The organism is Mesorhizobium sp. P2_F8 (assembly GCF_056403655.1).
Genome location: NZ_JBFUFB010000002.1, coordinates 373,976 through 397,008, shown reverse-complemented (window position 1 = coordinate 397,008; position 23,033 = coordinate 373,976). Strand labels below are relative to the sequence as shown.

The window sequence follows — 23,033 nt, the reverse complement described above, 5'->3', positions numbered from 1 at the left end:
CGCTACGCCGGTTCGGTCACCACGTCCTTCTGCAGCCGTGCCAGTTCCTCGTAGGGGATATGGCAGCGGATCGAGTGGCCGGGTTGCGCTTCGCTGAGCGGCGGTTCCTGCTGCTCGCAGATCGCACCGATCTTGCGCGGGCAGCGCGTGTGGAACACGCAGCCCGACGGCGGGTTGGTGGCGCTGGGGATTTCGCCGTCGAGGCGAATGCGCGCCGTCTCGGTCTGATCGAGCTTGGGCACGGCCGACAGCAGCGCTTCGGTGTAGGGATGATGCGGGCCGGAAAAGACGTCTTCCGACGGTCCGAGTTCCATGATCCGGCCGAGATAGAGCACGGCGATCTTGTCCGAGAGGTAACGCACCACGGCAAGATCATGCGAGATGAAGATGTAGCTGACGTCTTCCTTCGACTGCAGGTCGGCGAGAAGGTTGAGGATCGCCGCCTGCACCGACACGTCGAGCGCCGAGGTCGGCTCGTCGCACACGACGATGCGCGGGTCGCCGGCGAAGGCGCGCGCAATGGCGACGCGCTGCTTCAGGCCGCCAGAGAGCTGGCGTGGCTTGACGGCAAGATGCCGGTCGGTCAACCGGACTGAACGGACGAGGTCGTTGAGCCGAGCCTCGAGCGCCTTGCCGCTCAAGCCCGCAAGCCGCTTCAGTGCGCGGCCGATCAAGTGCCGGATCGAGTGCGAGCGGTTGAGTGCCGAGTCCGGATTCTGGAAGACGATCTGCATCGCCTTGATCTGGTCGTCGCTGCGGTTTTCCAGCCGCGGCGCCAGCGCCTTGCCTTCGAGCACGATCGTGCCGCCGTCATCCGGCGGCACCAGGCCGAGCAGCAGCCTGGCGAAGGTCGTCTTGCCGCTGCCGGACTCGCCGACCAGCCCAAGCGTTTCGCCCGGGCGCAAATCGAGCGAAACGTCCTTCACGGCGCGCAGCGCGTGGCCATGGCTGGAATAGGTCTTGTTCAGCCCGGCGACGCGCAGCACCGGCACGGCTGCCGCCTTTGGGGCGGGCGCGACATCGCTCGGGGTTGCGCGCGGCAACGCCTGCGCCTTTTCGTGATAGAAGCAGCGCGACAGCCGGCCGCCCAGATCGTAGAGCGGCGGCAATTCGCTGCGGCAGCGGTCGTCGGCCAGCGCGCAACGGTCGGCGAACGCACAGCCCTTGATGTCGGCACCGATGCCGGGCAGGAAGCCTGGAATGGTGTCGAGCCGACCCTGATCCTTGCGCTGACCGCCGCGCGGCAGGCAGCGCAGCAGTGCGACTGTATAGGGATGGCGCGGATCGTTGAATACGACCTCGGTCGGCCCTTCCTCCACCAGCATGCCGGCATAGAGCACACCGACCCGGTCGCACATGTTGGCGACGACCGCGAGGTTGTGGCTGATGAACAGGATCGAGGCCGACAGTTCCTGCCGGAGCTGCGCGATCAGGTCGAGCACTTCGGCTTCCACCGTCGCATCGAGGCCGGTCGTCGGCTCGTCGAGGATCAGCATCGACGGATCGTTGGCCAGCGCCATGGCAATCGCCACGCGTTGCTGCATGCCGCCGGAAAGCTGGTGGGGGTAGCGCTGCATGACGCTTGTCGGATCGGAGATGCGCACGCGGTTGAGCATGGCAACCGCACGATCCTCGGCCGCCTTGCCTGTTATGCCGCCAAGTTCAAAAATCTCGGTCAGCTGGCGGCCGACGCGGATCGACGGGTTCAGCGCCTTGCCCGGATCCTGGTAGACCATGGAGACGCTTTCGGCCCGCGCCCGCCTGAGCGCCTCGGCATCCAGCTTCATGACGTCCTGGCCGTCGAGCGAGATTGCGCCGCCGGTGATCGAACCGTTTCGCGGCAGATAGCGCACGACGGTGAGCGCCACGGTGGATTTGCCGCAACCGGACTCGCCGACCAGCCCGTAGGCTTCGCCCTGGCCGATGTTGAGGCTGAGGTTGCGCAGCACCGCGCGGTTGCGGCCGGCGACGCGATAGGCGACCGACAGGTCTTTGAGTTCGAGGGCGTTTTCGGCCTTGGCGGATTTAGTCATTGAGCGCTCCGTGAACGCCATCAGCCGCCAGGTTGACGCCAATCACCAGCGAGGCGATGGCCAGCGCGTCGAACAGCACCGTCCACCAGAAACCGCCGCCGATCATGCCGTAATTGTTGGAGATCGAGAGCCCCCAGTCGGGCGAGGGCGGCTGGATGCCGAAGCCCATGAAGGAGAGCGTGGCGACCGCGAAAATGGCATAGCCGAGCCGCACGGTGGTCTCGACCAGGATCGGCGGGATGACGTTGGGCAGGATCTCGACGAACATCGTATGCGCAGCACTTTCGTGCCTGAGCTGTGCGGCGGCGACATAGTCGAGCTCGCGCTCGGCAAGCACTGCGGAGCGCACCGTGCGCGCGATGATCGGCGCGAAGCTGAGGCCGATGACGACGATGACTGTCGTCTTGGATGTGCCGAGCGCCACGATGGCCAACAGCGCGACGATGACCACCGGGATCGCCATGAAGGCTTCGAGGATGCGGCTGACGACATCGTCGACGAGGCCGCGAAAATAGCCGGTGATGAGGCCGAGTGCCGTGCCGGCCACGGTCGCCAGCAAGGTTGCCAGCGGGGCGACGGTCAGGATGTCGCGCGAGCCGACGATGACGCGCGAGAAGACGTCGCGGCCGATCTGGTCGGTGCCGAACCAGTGTTCGGCCGAAGGCGGCGCTAGCGCGTTGATGATGTCGTCGGCAAGCGGGTCGTAGGGCGCGAAATGCTCGCCGAACAGGGCGCAGGCAACCCAGAACATCACGATGGCGAAACCGGTCAGGAAGGTGCCGGAGCGCAGCAGCGAAAACAGCACCTCCGCCAGCGGGCCGCGCTTTCGCGTGTCGTCTGGAGTGGGGGAGGTGGTCTGGACAGCGCTCATTGATCTGACCCCAGCCGGATGCGCGGATTGAGCACGGAATAGAGGAAGTCGGCGACGAGCGTCGCCACGGCATAGACGATGCCGATGGTGAGAATTCCCGATTCCAGCATCGGGAAATCCTTGCCGCGCGCTGCGGTGAAGATCAGCGAGCCGATGCCCTGGTAGCGGAACAGCGTCTCGATCACGACGAGGCCGCCGATGAGATAGCCGGTCTGCGTCGCGATGACAGTGATGGTCGGCAACAGCGCGTTGCGCAGCACATGCCGCCAGATCACCGTGCGCCATGGCAGGCCCTTGAGCACGGCTGTTCGCGTGTAGTCGGAATCGAGTGCCTCGATCATGCCGGAACGCGCCATGCGGGCGATATAGCCGAACAGCACCAGGAACAGCGGCAACGAAGGCAGGATCAGGTAATAGAGCTGGGTGAAGAAGCCGGCATTGCGCGGCCAGGCGGCCGATATCGGCAGCCAGCGCAGCCAGACGCCGAAAATCAGGATCAGGATGATGCCGGTGACGAATTCGGGCAGCACCGTCACCGACAGGCCGCCAAGGCTGATGATGCGGTCGAGCGGCCGGTTGAGATTGAGCGCCGCGATGACGCCGCCGAGGATACCGATCGGCACCACCAGCACGAAGGCGACCGCCGCCAGCTTCATCGAATTGCCGAGCGCATCGATGACGAAGGGCGCGACTGGAGAGCGGAAGATGTAGGACGTGCCCATGTCGCCCTGGACGAAGTTCGAGATCCAGCCCCAGTACTGCGCCAGCAGCGGGCGATCGACACCGAGCGTGTGATTGAGCGCGTCGACGGCGCGCTGGTCGGCGAACGGGCCCAATATGGCGCGCCCGACATTGCCGGGCAGCACCTGGCCGCCCAGGAACACCATGATGCTGAGCAGGAACAGCGTCACCAGCGACAGCGAGACACGCCGGGCAAGGAAGGAGAGAATGGCATCGACTCCTATGTAAGATCCATCGGCCCAGGCATGCCGGACACGTCGGGTAAACTCACTGTGACAGGCGGATCGAATGCTGTCACCGGGGGAACGGCTCCGTCAAATCGCGACACCTCGACCAGCGTCGAATTGCAGGTCGGCGATTGGGCAAGGCGCGACGTCCCCCGGTCGGGTGTCAGCACATTCGGATTGCCATGCTTTTCCAGACTGTTCGGCTGTCCGGGCGAGGAGGGGTCGAACCATGCACCGGTGGGCAGCTGGACGACGCCCGGAATCAGGCCGTCCGTCAGCACGGCGCCCGCGAGGCACGCACCGCGATCGTTGAAGACGCGCACGACCGTGCCGTCCAGGATGCCGCGCGCGGCGGCATCGGCAGGGTTGATCCACAGCGGCGCGCGGCCCGACACTTTGCCCGCCCGGCTCACCGAGCCGTGATCGTACTGGCTGTGCAGCTTGTCCGCCGGCTGCGGGGACAGAAGATGCAGCGGGAACCGGCTGGCAAGGTCGCTGCCCAGCCATTCCCGCGGCTCGCGCCAGACAGCGTGACCCGGACAGTCGTCATAGCCGAAGGAATCGATTGTCGGCGAGAACAGCTCTATACGGCCCGATGGCGTCGCCAGCCGATGCCGCTCTGGATCGGCGCGGAAGGAACCGAGCAGTGTCTGCGACGTAACCTGCCGGGCAAGGTCGGCGTGGCCGTCATGCCAGAAACGGTCGAAGGGTGGCATCTCGACCCCGGCCGCGTCCGCATTGTCCCTGGCTTGCTCGTAAAGTACCCGGATCCATTCGCTGGCTCCGCGCCCTTCGGTGAAGGCTTCGCTGGTGCCGAGCCGGGCCGACAGGTCGGCAAAGATCCGATAATCGTCGCGGGCTTCTCCAACCGGGTCGATCGCTTGCTTCATGGCGACGACGAGGTTTTCCCGGTTCGAAAAGGCGAGATCGTTTCGCTCCAGCGGTGTGGTGACTGGCAGCACGATGTCGGCATGGCGCGCCGTCGCCGTCCAGAAGGGCTCGTTGACGATGATCGTTTCAGGCCGCCGCCAAGCCTCGACCAGCCGGTTCAGGTCCTGGTGATGGTGGAACGGATTGCCGCCGGCCCAGTAGACGAGCCTGATGTCGGGGTAGACAAGCGCGGCGCCGTTGAAGTCGAACGAGCCGCGCGGATCGAGCAGCATGTCGGCCATCCGCGCGACCGGGATGAAGTCCGGCACCTGGTTCCTGCCTTGTGGCACGGACGGCCACCGGAATCCCATCTCCGGTCTTCCGGCGCCATTTGTCGACGAATAGCCGAAGCCAAGGCCGCCGCCCGGCAATCCGATTTGGCCGAGCAGAGCGGCAAGCGTGATTGCCGCCCAATATGGCTGCTCGCCATGGTCGGCGCGCTGCAGCGACCAGCTCACCATCACCATCGTGCGCTTGGCCGCCATTTCCCTGGCCAGCGCGATGATCCTGTCTTCGGCCACGCCACTCAGGGCGGCCGCCCATGCTGGGCTCTTCGGCTGGCCGTCGCTTTCTCCCAGGATATAGGCCCGCACGACCTCGAAGCCGATGCAGTATCGCGCCAGAAATGTCTCGTCATGACGGGCCTCGGTGATGAGGACATGGCACAGGGCCAGCATCAAGGCGGTGTCGCTGTTTGGCCGAAGCGGCAGCCATTCGGTCTCGACGCCGCGCGGTGCATCGTCGCGCACGGGCGAAACGTTGATCAGATGGGCGCCGTTGCCGACGGCGTTGCGCAAGGCCGCCGACGCTTCGTGACGTGCCGCGCCGCCCCCCTGTATCTGCGCATTGCGCCAGGGCAGGCCGCCAAAGGCGACGATCAACTCGCTATTCCGTTCGATCCCGTCCCAGGTGGAATGATTGCCCGTCAGGCCATCGGTCCCGCCAAGCACGTGCGGCAGGATGATCTCGGCAGCGCCATAGGAATAGCTGAGGACCGAGCTTGTGTAGCCGCCGATCGTGTTGAGGAAACGGTGGACCTGGCTTTGGGCATGGTGGAATCGCCCCGCACTCGCCCATCCGTAGGACCCCGCATAGATCGCGGCATTCCCATGCTCAACGCGAATTCGGTCCAGTTCGGCCGCCACGATATCCAGTGCGGTTTCCCATGGGACTTCGACAAAGGGTTCGCTGCCGCGCCCGGCCTTAGCGCTGGACCTGTCCCCCTCCAGCCAGCCACGCCTGATAGCGGGACGGGAGACGCGCAGGTCACCCTGTACCGTACCAAGCATGGACTTGCCGATCGGCGATGGATCGGGGTCGCCGCTCCATGGCTCGACGCCGACGAGCCTGCCGTTCTCGGCACGGACTTCGTAAGTCCCCCAATGCATGGTGGTGAGCAGGGTCTCGGACTCCATGGGACAATGATAAATCGCCCCGCAACGCGGGGTTTCACGTCAGGCCGACGCGCAGCGCCTTGCCTCGGCCTGGCAGAGAAAGCGCCAGCCCCCGCAGGGGCTGGCAGTTGCGGGTTGGGCTTGTCTGCCTCCGTTCAGGCCCTCGATGCCTTGTCGAGGAACAGCTGCGACATCGCGGTCGGCTGCACGCCGGCCACGCCTTTCGCCGTCGCTGTCAGATAGTCGTAGAAATAGCCGAAGATGACCGGCGTTTCTTCGAGCAGCAGGTTCTGGATCTTGCCTGCGGTCGCCTTCTGCGCCTCGAGGTCGAGTGCGGCGATATAGCTGGTCGCCAGCGTGTCGTAGTCCTTGTTCTTGAAATGCGCGGCGTTCCAGGTGCCGTCGCTCTTCAGCGGTGCTGCAAGATAGACATTCGGCACCCCGCGGTGGCCATAGTCGGTGATGCCCATCACCGAATCCAGCCAGTTCGACTTGCCGAACACCGCGTCTCCGTAATAGCCGCCCTGGTCGAGGATATTGAGCTCGAGCTCGATGCCGATCTCCTTGACCCAGTTCTGGATCAGCTGGGCGTATTCGGGGATTTCCAGGTAACGCTCGGTGGTCAGCGTCACCTTGAAGCCCTTGCCGGCGCCCGCTGCTTCCATCAACTGCTTGGCCTGCGCGATATCCTGCTTGCGCTGCGGCACGCTCGCATCGGTTGACGGATAGGCCGGGGCGAATGGGCTGTCATTGCCTGGCGAAGCCCGGCCTTTCATCAGACCGGCAACCAGCTTGTCACGGTCGAGGCTGAGTGCGATGGCGCGGCGCACGCGCGGGTCCTTGAAGGGGTCGGAATCGCAGCGCATATGCAGTTGCTGGTGAGCGACCGACTTCAGGCTGATGATGTCGACATTCGGATCGTTGAGCAGCGCGACACCGGACAGCACCGGCAACTGGTTGATGATGTCGACCTGTCCGCCCTGCAGTGCCAGGATTTGCGGCTGCGTGTCGGTAAAGAAGGTGAACTCGGTGCGCTCCGGCAACGCCTTCGTGCCCCAATAGTCTTCGTTGCGGACGAAGGAGGCGCCGACCTTTGCCGTGTATTTCTCGATCTTGAACGGCCCAGTGCCGTCGAAGCTCTTCTCGTACTCGCCCTTGTAGCTCGCCGGGATGATGACGGCGTTGTAATTGTCGGACGACAGCATGTAGGGGAAATTGCCGTTCGGCGCGTCGAGGTGGAACTCCACCGTGTAGTCGTCGACTTTCTTACTGGCGCCCTTCTGCAGGATGCCATTGAACACCGACAGCGCGTTGGACGAGTTTGCCGGATCGGCAAGGCGGTCGATGCTGGCCACGACGTCGTCGGCCTTCATCTCGCCGCCGCTGTGGAATTTCACGCCCTTGCGCAGCTTGAACGTCCACACCGTGCCGTTGTCGTTCGGCTTCCAGCTTTCGGCCAGCGCCGGCTGCAGCACGAGGTCGGGGCCGTCCACGCAGAGGAACTCGGCAACCTGCTGCATGACCAGGAGGCCGCCGGCGTCGGCAATGGTAACAGGGTCGATCGTTGCCGCCGGCACGCTGCTGGCGACGCGGATGGTGGCGCCGGGCGCGCCCTGGGCGCGCGCCAGCGACGGCATGCCGCCGAGGCCGGCTGCCGCGCCGATGCGGCCCAGCAGCGGCAGCGACAGGCCGAGCAGGCTGCCGTGACGGATGAAGTCGCGGCGGCTGACCCTGCCGTCGACGAGGCCATCGATCAGGTGATTTTCAAGCGGCGAGCGATTGCGCCGGATCAGGTCGAGAATGTGATAATTCTTACTCATGGGTTTTTACCCTTTCCCCTATGTTTTTATGGCTGACGAATTTTGCGGATAGCTCCATTTTCCGGCCGCCAGAATAGCCCGTGACCGGGACTGTAGCATGCGATCTTTTCCGGTCCATCCAGTCCTTGGCGTGGATGCGCCGGATTCCTGGCTGCACTGCTTTCACCCGTCTTTGTCCAATCTTCCCGACCGAAGTCGCGGCGGTTGGCTTCTCGTTTCTTGGTCACCTGCCGTCATCTAGTTCAGCGGCAAACGGCGATAGGTTCCGGGCTTTGCCGGGTCATGATACTTGTTGCACGGTCCCCTCTCGGTAAAGTCTCTGTGACAGGCAGCGAGGTTTTCACGTGACAGCGTGACGCCCAGACCGGGCCCTTCCGGCACGCGCACGACGTTGTTCTTCGGCGAAAACGGCCCTTCCTCGATGACGTCCATCGGCAGCATGCGAAACAGCGACTGGTTAGGCTCCCTGATCCAGCCCAGCGCCGCGCACAGATGCAGATAGGCCGCGCTGCCGATGCCGCTGTCGCCGCTGTAGCACCAGAAGTCGATGCCGGCATGCTCGCAGGCGCCGACGAAACGCAGCATTCGTCCGATGCCTCCGTGCGTCGTCGGGTTGCCGACGAAAGCGTCCGGCACCTTCATGTCCATCGCGCGTGCAATGTCGATGTTGTGGGTCGAGAACGGGATCGAGCAGTGGCGCCGCAGTTCGCGCATCTCCTCGATCGTCGCCACCGGATCCTCCCAATTGCGCACGCCCAGCTCCTCCAGCGGCCGCGCCAGGCGACGCGCCGTCGCCAGCGAATAGGCCTGGTTGGAATCGATACGGATCATCGCATCGTCGCCAAGTCGTTCGCGGATCAGCTCGACCATTCTCAGCGAGACTTTTGGATCCTGCGTCGAGAACTTGCCTTCGAAGAAGGTCGTCCCATGGGTCTGGTGCAGCTCGACGCAATAGTCGGCGACCTCTTCCGGCGTCGTCTCGCCCTTGACCTTCAGCCCGTCGCCGCGCAGCGAAAAATAGTCGGTGAACGGGATGTCCTTGCGCACGGCGCCGCCGAGCAACTGGTAGAGCGGCTGGTTCCACGCCTTGCCGCGCAGGTCCCAGAACGCCATCTCGATGGCGCCAAACGCCATGATGCGGGTGCGGTCATTGATCGACTGCACGCCGGTCCAGTAGGGCAGGCAGGCATTCTCGGCGCCCGCGATGTCGAAGGCATCGCGGGCGACGAGGCGCGGCGCCAGGACATCATTGATGATCGCGGCGGCCGCCGGCGTCGGCGCCTCGCCGAGGCCGATCAGCCCATCCTCGGTCTCGACCTCGACGATGGTCGGCGAGAACCCATCGAGTTCGCCGAACACCCAGGCGTAGGGCGCCTCGAGGCGCAGGTTGATCGGCGTGGCCTTGATGCCGCGGATTTTCATCTCAGCCGCCGATTTCGAAGAACRGCGCCCCGAGCAGGTCGGGGACCACGTCGATGCCGAGGCCGGGTCCATCCGGAATGCCCATGCGGCTGCCGGTGACCGGCGGCTTGTTCGAAGCCGTGCGCACCGTCACCCATTCGTGGAAGGCGATCGCGTGCAGGCGGCGTTCCTCCGGCGTCGACAGCGACAGATGCGCCATCGCCGCGGTGTCGATCTCGGCGCCGCCGGTGTCCTCAACGGTGATCATGAAGCCGAGGTCGACGGCGAGATCGCGGATCTGCCGCGTCTTCGTCACGCCGCCAAGCCGCGAGATCTTTAACGTCAGCCCGTCGGCGGCACCCTTGCGATGGATATCGAGCATGTCGTCCAGCGAGGCGACGGATTCATCGAGCACCATCGGCTTGTCGAGCGAGCGGCGCACCGACATGCATTCGTCGATTGTCGTGCAGGGCTGCTCGAACGTGTAGTCGATGGCCCGCGTCGCGTCAGCGAACTGGCGCGCCTGGTAGGGCGTCCAGCCGGCGTTGGCATCGCAGAAGATCACCGTGCCTTTCGGCACCGAAGCGGCAACCGCCGTCACACGCTCGATGTCGTCACGGACATTGYCGCCGACCTTGACCTGGAGCCGGTGGAAGCCGTCCTTGACGATGCGCTTGGCCAGCGCCGCCATGGCCTCGACGCTGCCGTGGGTGACGACCTTGTACAGCTCCGCCGTCTCGCTCTCCTGGCCGCCGAGCAGCGTCACCAGCGGCACATCGGCGGCGCGCGCCGCCAGATCCCAGCAGGCCATGTCGAGCGCCGACTTGATGTAGGGATGGCCCTTGAACACCGTATCCATCAGCCGGCCGATACCGGCCAGCCCGCGCGGATCGTGGCCGATGAGATGCGGCGCGATCTCGACCACGCCGGCACGCACGCCGGCCGCGAAGGCGGGCGAGTAGAAATTGCCTAGCGGCGCCATCTCGCCCCAGCCGGTCAAACCGCCATCAGCGGTGATGGACACGATCACCGCGTCGAAGGCATCGGCAACGCGTCCTTTCGACATGCGGTAAGGCCCGTCCACGAAGGGCTGCACGACATGGTAGGCTTTGATGGTTTCGATCTGCACGTGTCTGTCCATTGTCTGCGGTGGTGAGGAACGGGTCAGGCGCCTTTCGACGGGCGCTGTTCGAGATCGCGCGCGTAGGAAAGAAGCTCCTCGAAATCGAGGTCGATATGCTCGCGGGCATGGCGCTGGGCAGCGCGCATGTCGGCTCCTTTGAGCAGCGACACATAGGTCTCGTGAACGTCTTCAGCCGGCACCGCTTCGTTGCGGGCCTGTTGGTGCAGGGCGAAATACATCTGCAGCCGGCTGGTCAGCCGCTGCCAGGTTTCCAGCAGCACAGAATTGTCGGCCCATTCGTAGATCAGGCCATGCAGTTGCAGCGCCGTTTCGATCTGACGAGTGGTGTCGCGGTTGCGGGTCGCCTGTTTCACCGCCTCGTGGCGTTGGTCGAGCTCGTCGAAGAAACGCTGGTCCCGCAGCGGCCAGGTGCGCTCGATGGCGAATTCGTCGAGCACCTTGTTGAGCGAATAGGCATCGTCGATGTCCTTGGCGGTGACGTCGACGACGAAAGTGCCGGCATAAGGAATACTGGTCAGGATGCCCTCCTGCACCAGCTCGCGCATCGCCTCGCGCAGCGGTGCGCGGCTGACCCGCATCTGTTCGGAAATGCGGAGCTCGTTGAGTTTCTGGCCCGGTTCCAACTGGCCGGTCAGGATCGCGCGCCGCAGCAGCGCGACGATCTCGGCGCGCCGCGTCGTATCCGCGATCGGACTGAAATCCACTTTCGCCATTCGGCCACTCCCAAGGAAACCGAGAGCAAGACAAGCAGATTGTCGACAATCTAACAAGAGGTCATTTTCGGATTCTTGGGGACCGCTTGGAGGACCGCTGGTATGTCTGCTTCTTCGGCCTCAGGCCGCGCGGCCGTAGAAGCCGACCCGTTCCTCGGCGCTGAACATCACGCCGGGCTTCTCGTAGTAGGAGAACACCGCGATCATGCGCTCGCGCTCGCCTTCGACGGTGGTGACGCGATGCGCGGTGTTCTTGCCACGAAAGACGTTGAGCGTGCCGGGCTTCATACGCAGGATCTTGGCTTCGGGGTCGCGCCCTTCGAGCAGTCTGGCGACGCCGTCATAGTTCGGATTGTCGTCCGACCGCAGGTCCGTGCGGTATTCGAGGTCGCCGCCGCGTTGCGACTGCTGCAGCAGGAGGGTTGTGGTGAATTCCGAACGGTCGAAATGCCAGTTGAGCGCCTCGCCGGCGCGATAGGCCATGACATTGGTGCGCGCCAGTGGGTCCTGCATGACATGCAGCCTGGTCTTGCCCATCGCCGCCGCCAGGAAGCGCAGCAGCGGTTCGTATTCGTAAATGGCGAGCACGACGCTGCCGGGGATCTGGTCGGCGCAAACGGTGTGGCTGATGGTCTCGACCTTGCGCAATGCCGGATGGTCAGGCGCAAGCTCGGGAATGTCAGGCTTGAAATAGATGTTATGCATCCGCTTGTGCACATGCGAGCGCGCAGCCATGACAGGCTGGATTTCCCCCACCGCCTTTTCAGCGACGCCGGGCCGTAAGAACCCCTCGAGGTTGAACATGCCGTCGGCTTCCAGTGCCGCGATGGATTGGTCGACGAGGCGCTGCCATTCGGCGCTGCCTTCGCGGTCGAGCGGATAGCGGTCGAGATCGAGGATGTCTTTCATGGTCGTGGGCTCCGAGTTTCCGAGCCTATGAGACGGCAAAAAAATCTTTCTCTCAACGCGCAAAATAATTAGGATTGGACAAGAAAAACTTTCGAGGATCGATGTGGAACGGCTGCCTCCGCTGAATGCGATCAAGGCCTTCGAGGTCGCGGCGCGTGCCGGCAGCTTCACCCTGGCTGCGACCGAGCTTGGCGTGTCCTCGGCGGCGGTGAGCCAGCAGATACGCAATCTCGAAACCTGGTTCGGCAAGCAACTGTTCGTGCGCAGCGGCAACCGCATCGCGCTGACCGACGCCGGCCACGCCATCTATCCGCAAACCGCGCGGGCGCTGGGCGACATAGCGGCGATCGGCCGGCGCATGCTGGAAGGCGGCTTGCGAACCCGCCTTGTCGTCAGCGTGCCGTTTTCGCTGGCCGAACTGTGGCTGGCCCCGAAGCTCGCCGTGCTTCTCGATGCCTTTCCGCAGATGGCGATCGATGTCCGGGTCGAGGACGATCCGGTCGACCTGATCCGCCAGAACATCGACCTGCGCATCAGCTATGGCGATTATCACTATCCCGGATTGAAGCTCGTCCGGCTTGTCCATGATGATGTCTTGCCGGTCTGCGCGCCCGAATTCTGGCACCGGCACGGCAATGGCGATTCGGGTCTGGCGGACCTGCATGAAAGCCTGTTCATCCACACTAATTGGGGACCGAACTACGCCTCGCATCCGACCTGGGCCGATTGGTTCGCGGCATCAGGCGGCAGTCGCTCGCCCGACCCGTCGCATGGGCGGCGCGTCGGCCTGTCCAGCCTGGCAATCACCTCGGCGAGGCTGGGTCTCGGCATTGCGCTTGGTCAGCAGGTCATGGCGCGCGCCGATCTGGAGGCAGGCCGCTTGATCGCGCTGTCACCCGTCTCGGTCCGCCTCGGGCATCCCTACTGCGCGTTCATGCCGCCGGCCAAGGCTGATCGTGCCGATGTCGCGGGCCTGCTGGAGCTGCTCACGAAAGCGGCGCCCGCGACCTATGGGAAGGTCGGGGCGCCGCGCTGAGGCCGGACCTGACGGGGGTGTTCAGGTGGCCGGCTTTTCCGGCAGCGGAGAAATCGGCATTCCGGGTCCGATCTTCTGCAGATTGCCTGTTATCACCTGATCGCCTTCGGCCACGCCGGTCAGGATCGCCACCTGGTTGCCGCTGGTCGGGCCAAGCGAAACCAGCCGCTGGTCGACCGTGTTGCCCTTGCCGACGACGTAGAGATATTTGCCGAGCTGGCTCGAGCCCAGCGCCGTCTGCGGCACCATCAGCGCATCGGCCTGCTGCTTCACATGCAGCCGGACACGTACATATTGGCCCGGCAGCAGCGTGAACTTGCCGTTGCCGATCGTCGCCCGCGCCGTGATGGTGCCGGTCGAACGGTCCACCGTATTGTCGATGAAGGTGAGTTCGCCCTTCTGGCTGGCCTCGGTCTCGCCGGGAAGCAGGACCTCGACCTCGATCGGACCGGCCGCGCGAGCCTGCTCGATCTCAGCCAGGTCCGTCTCGCTCGGATTGAAGGTGACGTAGATCGGATCGAGCTGCACCAGCGTGTTGAGCACGGTGCCGGCAACGCTGACCAGCGTCCCGACCGAGGCCTGGTTGCGACCCAGGCGTCCGGCGAACGGCGCGCGGATTTCGGCATAGCTCAGATTGAGCTCGGCCGTGCGGACCGCCGCCTGGTTGAGCGCCAGCGACGCCTGTGCTTCGCGCAAGGTGCTGGTGCGCTGGTCGAACCCGTCCTTGGCGAGATAGCCGCTCTTCGCAAGCTCGGTGCCGCGCCCGAGATTGGACTGGGCATAGTCGAGCGTTGCGGTGTCGCGCTGCACCTGCGCCTTCGCCTGGTCGAGAGCCGCCTGGAAGTCATCAGGCGAGATCTTGTAGAGCAGATCGCCCTGGCGGACGTCGACGCCGTCGGCAGCGGCCTGCTCCTGCAGATAGCCCGGAATCCTGGCCTGCAAGGTGATGTTGCGGATCGGCTCCGTCCGCGCGGCGTAGTCGAGGTAGATCGGGATCGTCTTCTTGACGACGCTGACCACCGGCACCGGCATGACGAACGCCGCCGGGGCGGGCGCCGCACCAGCGGTGCCGGCATTGAGGCTGACGTTGCCCATGTCGAGCAGATGGACGCTGGCCACCGAGATCGCACCCAGCGCGACAGCCGTTCCCAACGCGATTTTCCATTTACGCATGATTAGTCTCCAATCTTATTCGGCCGCTTCCGCCAGGGGAGGGAAGGCGGTTTCGGCAGTTGGTTCAGTGTGTTCGTCAGCGGCGGGCTCGTCATTGCCGCCGCGTTCGCGCAGCTGTTCGATGACCGCGTAGAAGACCGGTACGAACACCAGCGACAGGATGGTGGCCGCCACCATGCCGCCAAAGACGGTGGTGCCGATCGACTGACGGCTTGCGGCACCGGCGCCGGTGGCGAACATCAGCGGCAGCACGCCGAGGATGAAGGCGAAAGCCGTCATCAGGATCGGCCGCAGCCGCAGCCGTGCCGCCTCCATCGCTGCGTCGACGATGCTGAGGCCTTCCTCGCGGCGTCTCCTGGCGAACTCGACGATCAGGATGGCGTTCTTGGCCGCCAGGCCGATCAGCATGACGAAGCCGATCTGCGAGTAGACGTCGATCTGCATGCCACGCGCCCACAGCACCGCGAACGCGCCGAACAGGGCGAGCGGCACTGCCAGCAGCACCATGAACGGCATCGCCCAGCTCTCATACTGCGCCGCCAGGATCAGGAAGACGAAGACGATGGCGAGGCCGAAGACGACGGACGCGATCGATCCTGCCTTGAGTTCCTGGAAGGTGATGCCGGTCCATTCGAAACCGAAATCCCTGGGCAGTGCCGTGGCGGCGGCCCGTTCCATCGCAGCAACCGCCTGGCCCGAGGAGAAGCCCGGTGCGGCACCGCCATTGATCGAGGCCGACGCGTTGTTGTTGTAGTGCGGCACGGTTTCGGGGCCGACGAACGGCACGAGCTTGCCCAGTGTGCTCAACGGCACCATGCCGCCCGAGGCATTGCGCACATAGAGCCGGGAAATGTCGGCAGCGCCCGCACGTGCATCCTTGTCGGCCTGGATGGTCACCCGGAAGGTGCGGCCGAACAGGTTGAAGTCGTTGACGTAGAGCGAACCGAGATAGATCTGCAGCGTGTTGAAGACGTCCGGCAGGTTGAGGCCGAGCAGTTTCGCCTTGCTGCGGTCGAGGTCGTAGTTGAACTGCGGCGTCGAGGTCGAGAATGGCGAGAACAGCTGCTGCGGATTGATCTCGGGCTGCTTGCGCGCCTCGGCGATCACGGCTTGCGTCGCGTCGTTGAGGGCTGAACTGCCGCGGCCGGTGAGATCCTCGACGACGAATTCGAAGCCGCCCGTGGTCCCGATCCCGGGGATCGAGGGCGGATCGAAGCTCAACGCGAAGGCTTCCGGGATCTGCAGCAGCTTGCCGCGCACATCGGCGACGAGCTTCGACGCGCTCTGGTCGGGACTGCGTTCCTCCCAGGGCTTGAGGATGGCGAATTCGACCGCCGAGTTCGACTGCGCCGCACTGGTCAGGAAGTTCAGGCCGCTGATCGAGCCGACGATGTCGACGCCGGGTGTCGCCTGCAGGATGTCGCGCGCCTTTTGCGCCACCGCGTCGGTGCGCTCCAGTGAAGCGCCGTCGGGCAGCTGGATGACGACGAAGAAGTAGCCCTGGTCCTCGACCGGAAGGAAGGTCGAGGGCAGGCGCTGCCAGACGAAGTAGGTGGCGACAAGTCCGGCTGCAAACAGGCCAAGCATGATCCAGCGCAAGCGGATGAGGATGCGCACGCCGTGCGCATAAGCATGCGACAGCCGGTCGAAGCCTGTGTTGAACCAGCGGAACAGCACGAACTGCGTTGGCTGGCGATGCCGCAGGAAGGCGGCACTGAGCGCGGGGCTCAGCGTCAGCGAATTGAAGGCGGAGATGCCGACCGAGATCGCCACCGTCAGCGCAAACTGGTTGTAGAGCTTGCCGGAGACGCCGGGAATGAAGGCGACCGGCACGAACACCGCCATCAGCACGGCGGTGGTGGCGATGATCGGACCGGTGACCTCGGCCATCGCGGCCTTGGTCGCCGCCAGTGGCTTCAGCCCGGCCTCCAGCTGTCGTTCGACGTTCTCGACCACCACGATGGCATCGTCGACGACCAGGCCGATCGCCAGCACCATGCCGAGCAGGCTCAGCATGTTGAGCGAGAAGCCAAGCATCTCCATGACGACGAGCGTCGCCACCAGCGACACCGGAATGGCGATGGTCGGGATGATCGTCGTGCGCCAGCTCTGCAGGAAGATGAACACCACGGCGACGACAAGGACCAGCGCCTCACCGAGCGTGATCAGCACGTCATGCATCGACGCCGAGACGAAGCGGGTCGTGTCGTAGTGCATCGCATAGGAGACGCCCTTCGGGAAACGGGCCGACAGCTCCTGCATCTTGTCCTTGACGCGCTGCTGCAGATCGAGCGCGTTGGAGCCGGGCATCTGGTAGACGGCGAGCACCACGGTCGGATCCTTGCCGAAGAAGGCCGACGATGAATATTGCAGCGCACCGAGCTCGATGCGGGCGACGTCGCGCAGCCGCACCAGCGAGCCGGTGTCGGTGTTGGCGCGCACGACGATGTCGCCGAACTCCTTGGGATCGCTCAAGCGGCCGACGGCGTTGACCTGCATCTCGAAGGCGGTGCCGGCCGGGGCCGGCGACTGGCCGATCTTGCCGGCCGCCACCTGGACGTTTTGCTCGGCAATAGCGTTCTGGACGTCGACGGCGGTGATGCCGAGATTGGCGAGCTTGTCCGGATCGAGCCAGACGCGCATCGAATAGCGCCGCTCGCCGAAGATCTGCACGTCGCCGACACCGGGCAACCGCTTCAGCGGATCGACCACCTGCAAATAGGCAAGGTTGCTCAGCGCCACCGGATCGACCGAACTGTCGGGCGAGGTCAGGTTGACGATAAGGACGAAGTTCGGATTCTGTTTCTTGATCGTAACGCCGCCCTGATTGACGATCGCCGGCAGCGACGAGGCCGCTTGCGAGACGCGGTTCTGGACGTCGACGGCGGCGGTGCTGAGCGAATAGCCGACATCGAAGGTGATCGTGATGGTCGAGGAGCCGTCATTGGAGCTCGTCGACGACATGTAGGTCATGCCTTGCACGCCGTTGATCTGCTGTTCCAGCGGCGTCGTCACGGTGTCGGCCACCACCTGCGCGCTGGCGCCCGGATAATGAGCACTGACCACGACCTGCGGCGGTGTGATGTCGGGAAATTGCGAGACGGGCAGCAGGAAATAACAAATCGTCCCGGCGAGCACCATGATGATGGCGATCGCCGAGGCGAAGATCGGACGATGAATGAAAAAGTTTACCACGAAACACACGCCTCCCCGGCCGCTCTTGCCTTGCCGAAGGCGCTGGCAACCCTGGACAGCCTTTGGCCGCGCCCGTCACCGGGCTCTCCCAGCGAATGCAGCAACGGCATCTCGCTGTGCTGCGCATCGGCGAGCGAGCGCAGCATCCTTTCGAAGGCGCGCGGGTCGACGCCATCTGCTTTCATGACCAGCCGGATCATCGGATCCCGGACGGCTTCATCTATGGTAAGATCGCGGCGCTGTGGCATTGGCCGGCTCCTTGTCTGTCGGTTCGCAGCCCATGCTCACGAACCGTTTTCAACTCTTCACCGGCCGAGGCCGCATGAACTGCAATTGTTCGCCCATCTCGCTGAGGTCCCTCTCGATCTGGCAGGACCAGTTCACGGTCTTGTGATTGACGGAGGGCGACATAGGTGTTACCAGTAAGTAACATTCGTGACGTTACAGACCGGTAACACCCTAGTCAAGAGGCGTACCGAGGGATTTTTGGGAAACCAAGGAGGTTTTGATGGAAGACGGCACTGTGGAACGCGTTCGCCCCCGGGACAGGATCCTGGAGACGGCGCAGGACATGTTTCACAAGCATGGCATCAAGGGCGTCGGCATCGACGCCATCACTGAGGCCGCCGGAACCAACAAGATGACGCTCTATCGTCATTTCGATTCCAAGGATGATCTCATCATCCAATGCCTGCGCGCCACCGCCTGCAAGGCTGGTGCGATCTGGGAGAAATTCGAGAGTCAGCATCCCGGCGACAAGCTGGCGCAATTGCATGCCTGGGTTCGCATGGCCGCCGATTGCCTGACGGCTGACGGCCGCGGCTGCGATATGGCCAACGCAGCCATCGAGTTGACCGACGCGGATCATCCGGCCCGGCGCGTCATCAAGGAACTCAAGGAAGCCCAGCGCGATCGCCTTGTCACGCTGTGCAGGGATGCCGGCATCGGCCAAGCTGAGCTGCTTGCCGATACGCTGTCGCTTCTGCTTGAAGGCGCCCGTGTCAGCGTTCAAAGTGTCGGTACCGAAGGCCCCAGCGCGCAGTTCGTGCGCATGGCGGAAGGGCTGATCGTCTCCTTCCGCGGCACTGCTGCCGGCTGAATTCTCCCCGGCAATCTTTTCGATCTCGCGACCGAGAATGGACGATGCGCCACGCCTTTGGCGTGAGCGCCATTGCAATCGCGGCTGACTGGAACGAAAAAAGCCCGCTGCCGGGAGGAGGTGGCAGCGGGCTCGATTTCGAGTGTGGCGCGGGAGGAGGTGCACCCCACTCAGCGTCGGCATCGCATCTGGGAGGAGTAGATGGCCGACAACTGCAAATTAGGGGCTGCCCAATGATTCGGCAATCGTGGATCGTGCATAGCAGCTGTGGAGATTCGCTGTATCACCCGCGAAAGTTGCCGAGTGTGACCGGAAAAGCGCAGGCAAGCTTCACTGCACCGGAACGTTTTCCCTGAAGATCAGGCGCGGCTCGATGAACTTCCGCGTCAGATAGGGCGCCGAGGATGCAATCGAGCCGAGCAGGCGGATGACCGACTGCTCGGCGATCAGCCTGGCATTCTGGTCGATGACGACATCGAGCAGGTCGTCGACGAGATAGCCCCGGGTGTCCTTTGTGAGGTCGTGACAAATGAACACCGGCTTGCGGTTCGGCCTTAGTTCCCGGATCGCCTTTGCAACGCCCGAATGTCCGGCTCCGACGCAATAGATGCCGAGCAGTTCGGGCTCGTTGTGCAGCGCCTTCATGGTCTCGGCATAGCTGACGTCGGGCTCGTCGTTGATCTCGACCGCGCTGCTGACGGTCAGGTTGGGAAACTCTTCGTTGAGCACCGAGCGGAAACCCATTTCGCGCTCTTCGTGGCCGCGATAGGAGCGCGAGCCGACGACCATCGCCAGGTGCCCGGTGCGGCCGCCGAGGAAGCGTCCCATCAACAGCGCCGCGGTTCGTCCCGCCACCCGGTTGTCGATGCCGACATAGGCCGATCGCGGTGCGGCCGGAACATCTGACACCAGCGTGACCAGGCGCATGCCGGCGTCGACGATGTCGCGCAGGATGTTGCGTGTGCGCGGATGGTCGACGGCGATGACACCGACGCCATTGGCCCTGAGCGAGAGGTTTTCGACGGCGGTCTGCAGCGCGTTCGGCGAGATTCCGGCGAGGTTGTGGATCCGGCACGAGGCGACAAGCGGCAGCCGCGCGGCATAGTCCTCGATATGTCCGGCGAGATCGCGCATGAAGGCATTGCTGCCGATCGGCAGCAGGAATTCGAGATGGGCGGGCCGCGAGGGAAGCGTCACCTGATCGGCGACCGGCAGATAGCCGAGCTGCTTGGCGGCCTCCATGACACGCTGCCGGTTGGCGGCACTCGCACCTGGCCGGTTGTTGAGCACCCTGTCGACCGTTGCTGTCGACAGCCCGCAATTGCGTGCGATATCCGAGACGGTGGCTTTCATGCCCTAACCCTATGTCCCGATGCGATGCCGCGCCAGACGAGCGATGCGATTTGAGGTGACGGCTGATTGCCGCCCATCAGCCGGACAGTCATTCGGCCGCCTCGACAAGACGGCTGTCCCGGACTCAGTGCGATGGCTTGCCATCGGCGATGGCATCGCGGATTTCCTTGTCCGACATGCCGGTGATGATCCGCTCGACTTCCGCCACGCTGGTCTTCTTCGGGTCGATGTCGTCGGCGACCACCTTGCCCCGGCGCATGACGACGATGCGGTCGACCACCTGGAAGACATGGTGGATGTTGTGGGCGATGAAAATGCAGGAATGACCGGAATCGCGGGCGTTGCGCACGAAGCTCAGCACGCCCTGTGTTTCGGCGACGCCGAGATTGTTGGTCGGCTCGTCGAGAATGATGAGGTCGCTGTCGAAATGCATGGCGCGCGCGATCGCCACTGCCTGCCGCTCGCCGCCGGAGAGCGAGCCGATCGGTGTCGTCGGCGGGATGTTCTTCGAGATGCCGACCTGCTTGAGCAGGTCGCGTGCGACCGTGTTCATGGCGTCCTGGTCCATCCGGTTGAGGAAGCGCGGCGGCTTGATCGGCTCGCGTCCGAGGAACAAATTGCGGGCGATCGACAATTGCGTGACCAGCGCCGAGTCCTGGTAGATCGTCTCGATGCCGTGGGCGATGGCGTCGCTGGTGTTGCGCAAGCTGACCTTCTTGCCGCGGATGAAGATGTCGCCGCTGGTCAGCGGAACGGCGCCCGAGAGCACCTTGATCAGAGTCGACTTGCCGGCGCCATTGTCGCCGAGTAGGCCGACGATCTCCCGTTCATTGACATGGAAACTGGCGTCCTCGAGTGCCTGCACGCGGCCATAGGACTTGCGGATGTTCTGCATGCGGATCAGTGGCTCGGCCATGGTTCAAGTCCCTGCCTGATGCCGGCGTTCCAGCCATGAATGGAGCGCCATCATGCCAAGGATGATCGCACCGATGAAGATGTTGTAGGCAAGGCCGGGCACGCCGATCAACACAATGCCGTTGCGCATGACGCGCAGGATCAGGATGCCGAGCACGGTGCCGATGATCGTGCCGCGCCCGCCGGTCAGCGCCGTGCCGCCGATCACCACCATGGCGATGACTTCGAGCTCATAGCCGGTGCCGCTGTTGGGGTTGGCGGCCGAGGTGCGCAGCGAAGAGATGACGCCGGCAAGCGAGGCCATCAGCGATGACAGGACGAACAGGCCGATCTTGACGCCGCTGACGTTGACGCCGCGGGCGCGCGCCGCATTGGGATTGCCGCCGGCCGCCTGGATCCAGTTGCCGGTGCGGCTCTGCGTCAGGACATAGCCGAGCGCGATGGCCGCGGCGATGAACCAGAACAGCGACATGTAGATGCGGAACGGTCCGATGAAGAAGTCGCCGACCAGCGCCTCCGCCAGCCAGCTGCCTTCGGCGCTCCAGGTGCGCTGCGGAAACCCGTCGGTGACGAAAAGGGCGGTGCCGCGCACCACCAGCAGCATGCCGAGCGTCACCAGGAAGGACGGGATCTTGAGCTGCGTGACGAACCAGCCATTGACCAGCCCGATGAAGGCGGCGACCAGCAGCGCCGCGACAAAGCCGACCTCAAGCGAGGTGAGGCCGCTGTTGAACAGCGTCCACATCAGCACCGGCGAGAAGCCGAACAGCGAACCGACCGAAAGGTCGAACTCGCCCGACGTCATCAACAGCGTCATCGCCAGAGCGATCAGGCCGAGTTCGACCGTGAAGGCCAGCGTGTTCGAAATGTTCTGCGGCGACAGGAAGTCGTGGTTGATGCTCCAGAAAACGGCGATCTCGATGACGAGTAGCACCAAGGGGCCGAATTCAGGCCGCGCGATCAGGTGTTGGATGAGCGAACGATTTTCCACGAGCAACCCGCGATAGGATTGGAAAGGCTGAGCCTTGCACATCCGCATGCGAAGGGCTCGGCGAGGACGGAGAAGTCAGTCGCGACCGCCGGGGCAGTCGCGACTGTTTGAGTTTGGAATCTTATTTGCCGGACAGGATCTTGTCGTAGACCGCGGCGGTATCCTTTTCGTAGAGCGCACCGGTGATCACGTTGAAGCCCGGAGGAATGCCGGCAGCGGCCATGTTGGCCAGGGAGAGGGCGACATAGCTGGTCGCCTGCGGGTCCTGCCACTGGCCGGCATTGACGTAGCCGTTCAGCACTTCCTGGGTGGTGTCGAGCGAGTTGCCCCAGCCGACGACCGGAATTTCACCCGGCTTGATGCCGACCTGGTCGAAGACCCGCTTGATCGAGCCGGTCACCAGGTCGCCAAGGCCGATGATCGCCTTGACCTTGGCCTTGTTGGCGGTGAGGTAATCGACCATGCGGTTGATCACTTCGGCCTGGTCAAGCGTCGCCTCCGTGATCTCATACGTGATGCCGAGCGGACCGAAGACGCTCTTGATGCCTTCCTCTTCCTGGACGCCATAGGTGGCGCCGGGAACCTCGACCGGCATCCAGACGAAGTCACCTTTCTTCACCAGGCCCTTGTCGACCAGATACTGCGCCCAGTGCTTGCCGAAGGTGACGTTGTCACCGCCGACATAGGCGTTGAAATTGGCTTTGGGGTCTGGCGTGTTGAAGTTGATGATCGGGATGTTGGCCGCGCGGGCTTCCTTGACGATCTCGACAAGGCTGCCCGGATCAGGACTGGTGGTGACGATGCCGTCGGCCTTGGCGGAGAGGGCGGCGCGAACCGCTTCCTGCTGCGAGGCCACGTCGCCATTGTGGAACGAGGTGTTGACGGTGTTGCCGGTGTCCTTGGCCCATTGCTTCGCGCCGGCCAGGAAGTAGGTCCAGACCGGGTCAGCCGGGCCGCCATGCGAAATCCAGTAGAAGGTCTTGGCCTGTGCCGCTGCCGGAACAATCGTCAGCGCCACCAACAGGCCATATAGAACGAGTCTTAGCCGTGTCAGCATTTGATTTCCTCCCGTTTGTAGATGGTCAGTT

General features: G+C 64.1%; 18 protein-coding genes. 2 read left to right on the top strand and 16 right to left on the bottom strand.

What is annotated here, in order from left to right; all coding sequences use genetic code 11:
• Positions 1-2 precede the first annotated feature (2 nt).
• From AC1DZP_RS05645 to AC1DZP_RS05605, 9 genes are all read right to left on the bottom strand, one after another.
• A complete protein-coding gene (locus AC1DZP_RS05645) occupies positions 3-2,033 on the bottom strand; it encodes a dipeptide ABC transporter ATP-binding protein (RefSeq protein ID WP_477300688.1) in 2,031 nt (676 codons plus the stop codon).
• Positions 2,026-2,904, bottom strand: a complete 879-nt coding sequence (locus AC1DZP_RS05640; protein WP_477300686.1) for an ABC transporter permease — start codon at positions 2,902-2,904, stop codon at positions 2,026-2,028. Before AC1DZP_RS05640 ends, AC1DZP_RS05645 begins: the two co-directional genes overlap by 8 nt.
• A complete protein-coding gene (locus tag AC1DZP_RS05635) occupies positions 2,901-3,854 on the bottom strand; it encodes an ABC transporter permease (RefSeq protein ID WP_457152682.1) in 954 nt (317 codons plus the stop codon). Before AC1DZP_RS05635 ends, AC1DZP_RS05640 begins: the two co-directional genes overlap by 4 nt.
• 11 nt (positions 3,855-3,865) lie before the next feature.
• On the bottom strand, positions 3,866-6,217 hold the full coding sequence (locus AC1DZP_RS05630; RefSeq protein ID WP_477300685.1) for a molybdopterin guanine dinucleotide-containing S/N-oxide reductase: 2,352 nt from the start codon (positions 6,215-6,217) through the stop codon (positions 3,866-3,868).
• A gap of 134 nt (positions 6,218-6,351) precedes the next feature.
• Positions 6,352-8,016: an ABC transporter substrate-binding protein gene (locus tag AC1DZP_RS05625; RefSeq protein WP_477300683.1), complete on the bottom strand. Its 1,665-nt coding sequence runs from the start codon at positions 8,014-8,016 to the stop codon at positions 6,352-6,354.
• A gap of 237 nt (positions 8,017-8,253) precedes the next feature.
• Positions 8,254-9,438 carry a mandelate racemase/muconate lactonizing enzyme family protein gene (locus tag AC1DZP_RS05620; protein WP_477300682.1) on the bottom strand — a complete coding sequence of 395 codons (1,185 nt, stop codon included), beginning with the start codon at positions 9,436-9,438 and terminating at the stop codon, positions 8,254-8,256.
• Between the two features lies 1 nt (position 9,439).
• Positions 9,440-10,546 (bottom strand): mandelate racemase/muconate lactonizing enzyme family protein, encoded by a 1,107-nt coding sequence (locus AC1DZP_RS05615; protein ID WP_477300681.1) that lies wholly within the window; start codon positions 10,544-10,546, stop codon positions 9,440-9,442.
• A 35-nt stretch (positions 10,547-10,581) separates the two neighbouring features.
• Complete coding sequence (locus tag AC1DZP_RS05610) at positions 10,582-11,274, bottom strand: GntR family transcriptional regulator (RefSeq protein WP_477283824.1); 693 nt, start codon at positions 11,272-11,274, stop codon at positions 10,582-10,584.
• Positions 11,275-11,394: 120 nt separating this feature from the next.
• Positions 11,395-12,183 carry a HalD/BesD family halogenase gene (locus AC1DZP_RS05605; protein WP_477300680.1) on the bottom strand — a complete coding sequence of 263 codons (789 nt, stop codon included), beginning with the start codon at positions 12,181-12,183 and terminating at the stop codon, positions 11,395-11,397.
• 103 nt (positions 12,184-12,286) lie between these two features.
• Here AC1DZP_RS05605 and AC1DZP_RS05600 point away from each other — a divergent pair, with 103 nt between their 5' ends.
• Positions 12,287-13,219 (top strand): LysR substrate-binding domain-containing protein, encoded by a 933-nt coding sequence (locus AC1DZP_RS05600; protein ID WP_477300678.1) that lies wholly within the window; start codon positions 12,287-12,289, stop codon positions 13,217-13,219.
• 21 nt (positions 13,220-13,240) lie between these two features.
• Here the strand turns inward: AC1DZP_RS05600 and AC1DZP_RS05595 are convergent, their stop codons facing one another.
• Genes AC1DZP_RS05595 through AC1DZP_RS05585 form a run of 3 tightly spaced genes read right to left on the bottom strand, consistent with a single transcriptional unit; the run spans position 13,241 to position 17,835 of the window.
• Positions 13,241-14,392 carry an efflux RND transporter periplasmic adaptor subunit gene (locus AC1DZP_RS05595; protein ID WP_477300676.1) on the bottom strand — a complete coding sequence of 384 codons (1,152 nt, stop codon included), beginning with the start codon at positions 14,390-14,392 and terminating at the stop codon, positions 13,241-13,243.
• 15 nt (positions 14,393-14,407) lie between these two features.
• Positions 14,408-17,587, bottom strand: a complete 3,180-nt coding sequence (locus AC1DZP_RS05590) for a multidrug efflux RND transporter permease subunit (RefSeq protein ID WP_184871481.1) — start codon at positions 17,585-17,587, stop codon at positions 14,408-14,410.
• Positions 17,581-17,835: a hypothetical protein gene (locus tag AC1DZP_RS05585; protein ID WP_477300674.1), complete on the bottom strand. Its 255-nt coding sequence runs from the start codon at positions 17,833-17,835 to the stop codon at positions 17,581-17,583. The genes AC1DZP_RS05590 and AC1DZP_RS05585 overlap by 7 nt, the downstream gene beginning before the upstream one ends.
• Before the next feature lie 260 nt (positions 17,836-18,095).
• Here AC1DZP_RS05585 and AC1DZP_RS05580 point away from each other — a divergent pair, with 260 nt between their 5' ends.
• On the top strand, positions 18,096-18,686 hold the full coding sequence (locus AC1DZP_RS05580; RefSeq protein ID WP_477300672.1) for a TetR/AcrR family transcriptional regulator: 591 nt from the start codon (positions 18,096-18,098) through the stop codon (positions 18,684-18,686).
• 330 nt (positions 18,687-19,016) lie between these two features.
• Here the strand turns inward: AC1DZP_RS05580 and AC1DZP_RS05575 are convergent, their stop codons facing one another.
• From AC1DZP_RS05575 to AC1DZP_RS05560, 4 genes are all read right to left on the bottom strand, one after another.
• Positions 19,017-20,039, bottom strand: coding sequence for a LacI family DNA-binding transcriptional regulator (locus tag AC1DZP_RS05575; RefSeq protein WP_477300670.1), 1,023 nt, complete (start codon positions 20,037-20,039; stop codon positions 19,017-19,019).
• A 124-nt stretch (positions 20,040-20,163) separates the two neighbouring features.
• Positions 20,164-20,955: an ATP-binding cassette domain-containing protein gene (locus tag AC1DZP_RS05570; RefSeq protein ID WP_457154340.1), complete on the bottom strand. Its 792-nt coding sequence runs from the start codon at positions 20,953-20,955 to the stop codon at positions 20,164-20,166.
• Positions 20,956-20,958: 3 nt separating this feature from the next.
• Entirely contained in the window at positions 20,959-21,945 is a 987-nt protein-coding gene (locus AC1DZP_RS05565; RefSeq protein WP_095091975.1) for an ABC transporter permease, read from the bottom strand.
• A 121-nt stretch (positions 21,946-22,066) separates the two neighbouring features.
• The gene (locus AC1DZP_RS05560) at positions 22,067-23,002 is read right to left on the bottom strand and encodes a substrate-binding domain-containing protein (protein WP_095091864.1); all 936 of its coding nucleotides are present in this window, start codon (positions 23,000-23,002) and stop codon (positions 22,067-22,069) included.
• Between the last annotated feature and the right edge of the window lie 31 nt (positions 23,003-23,033).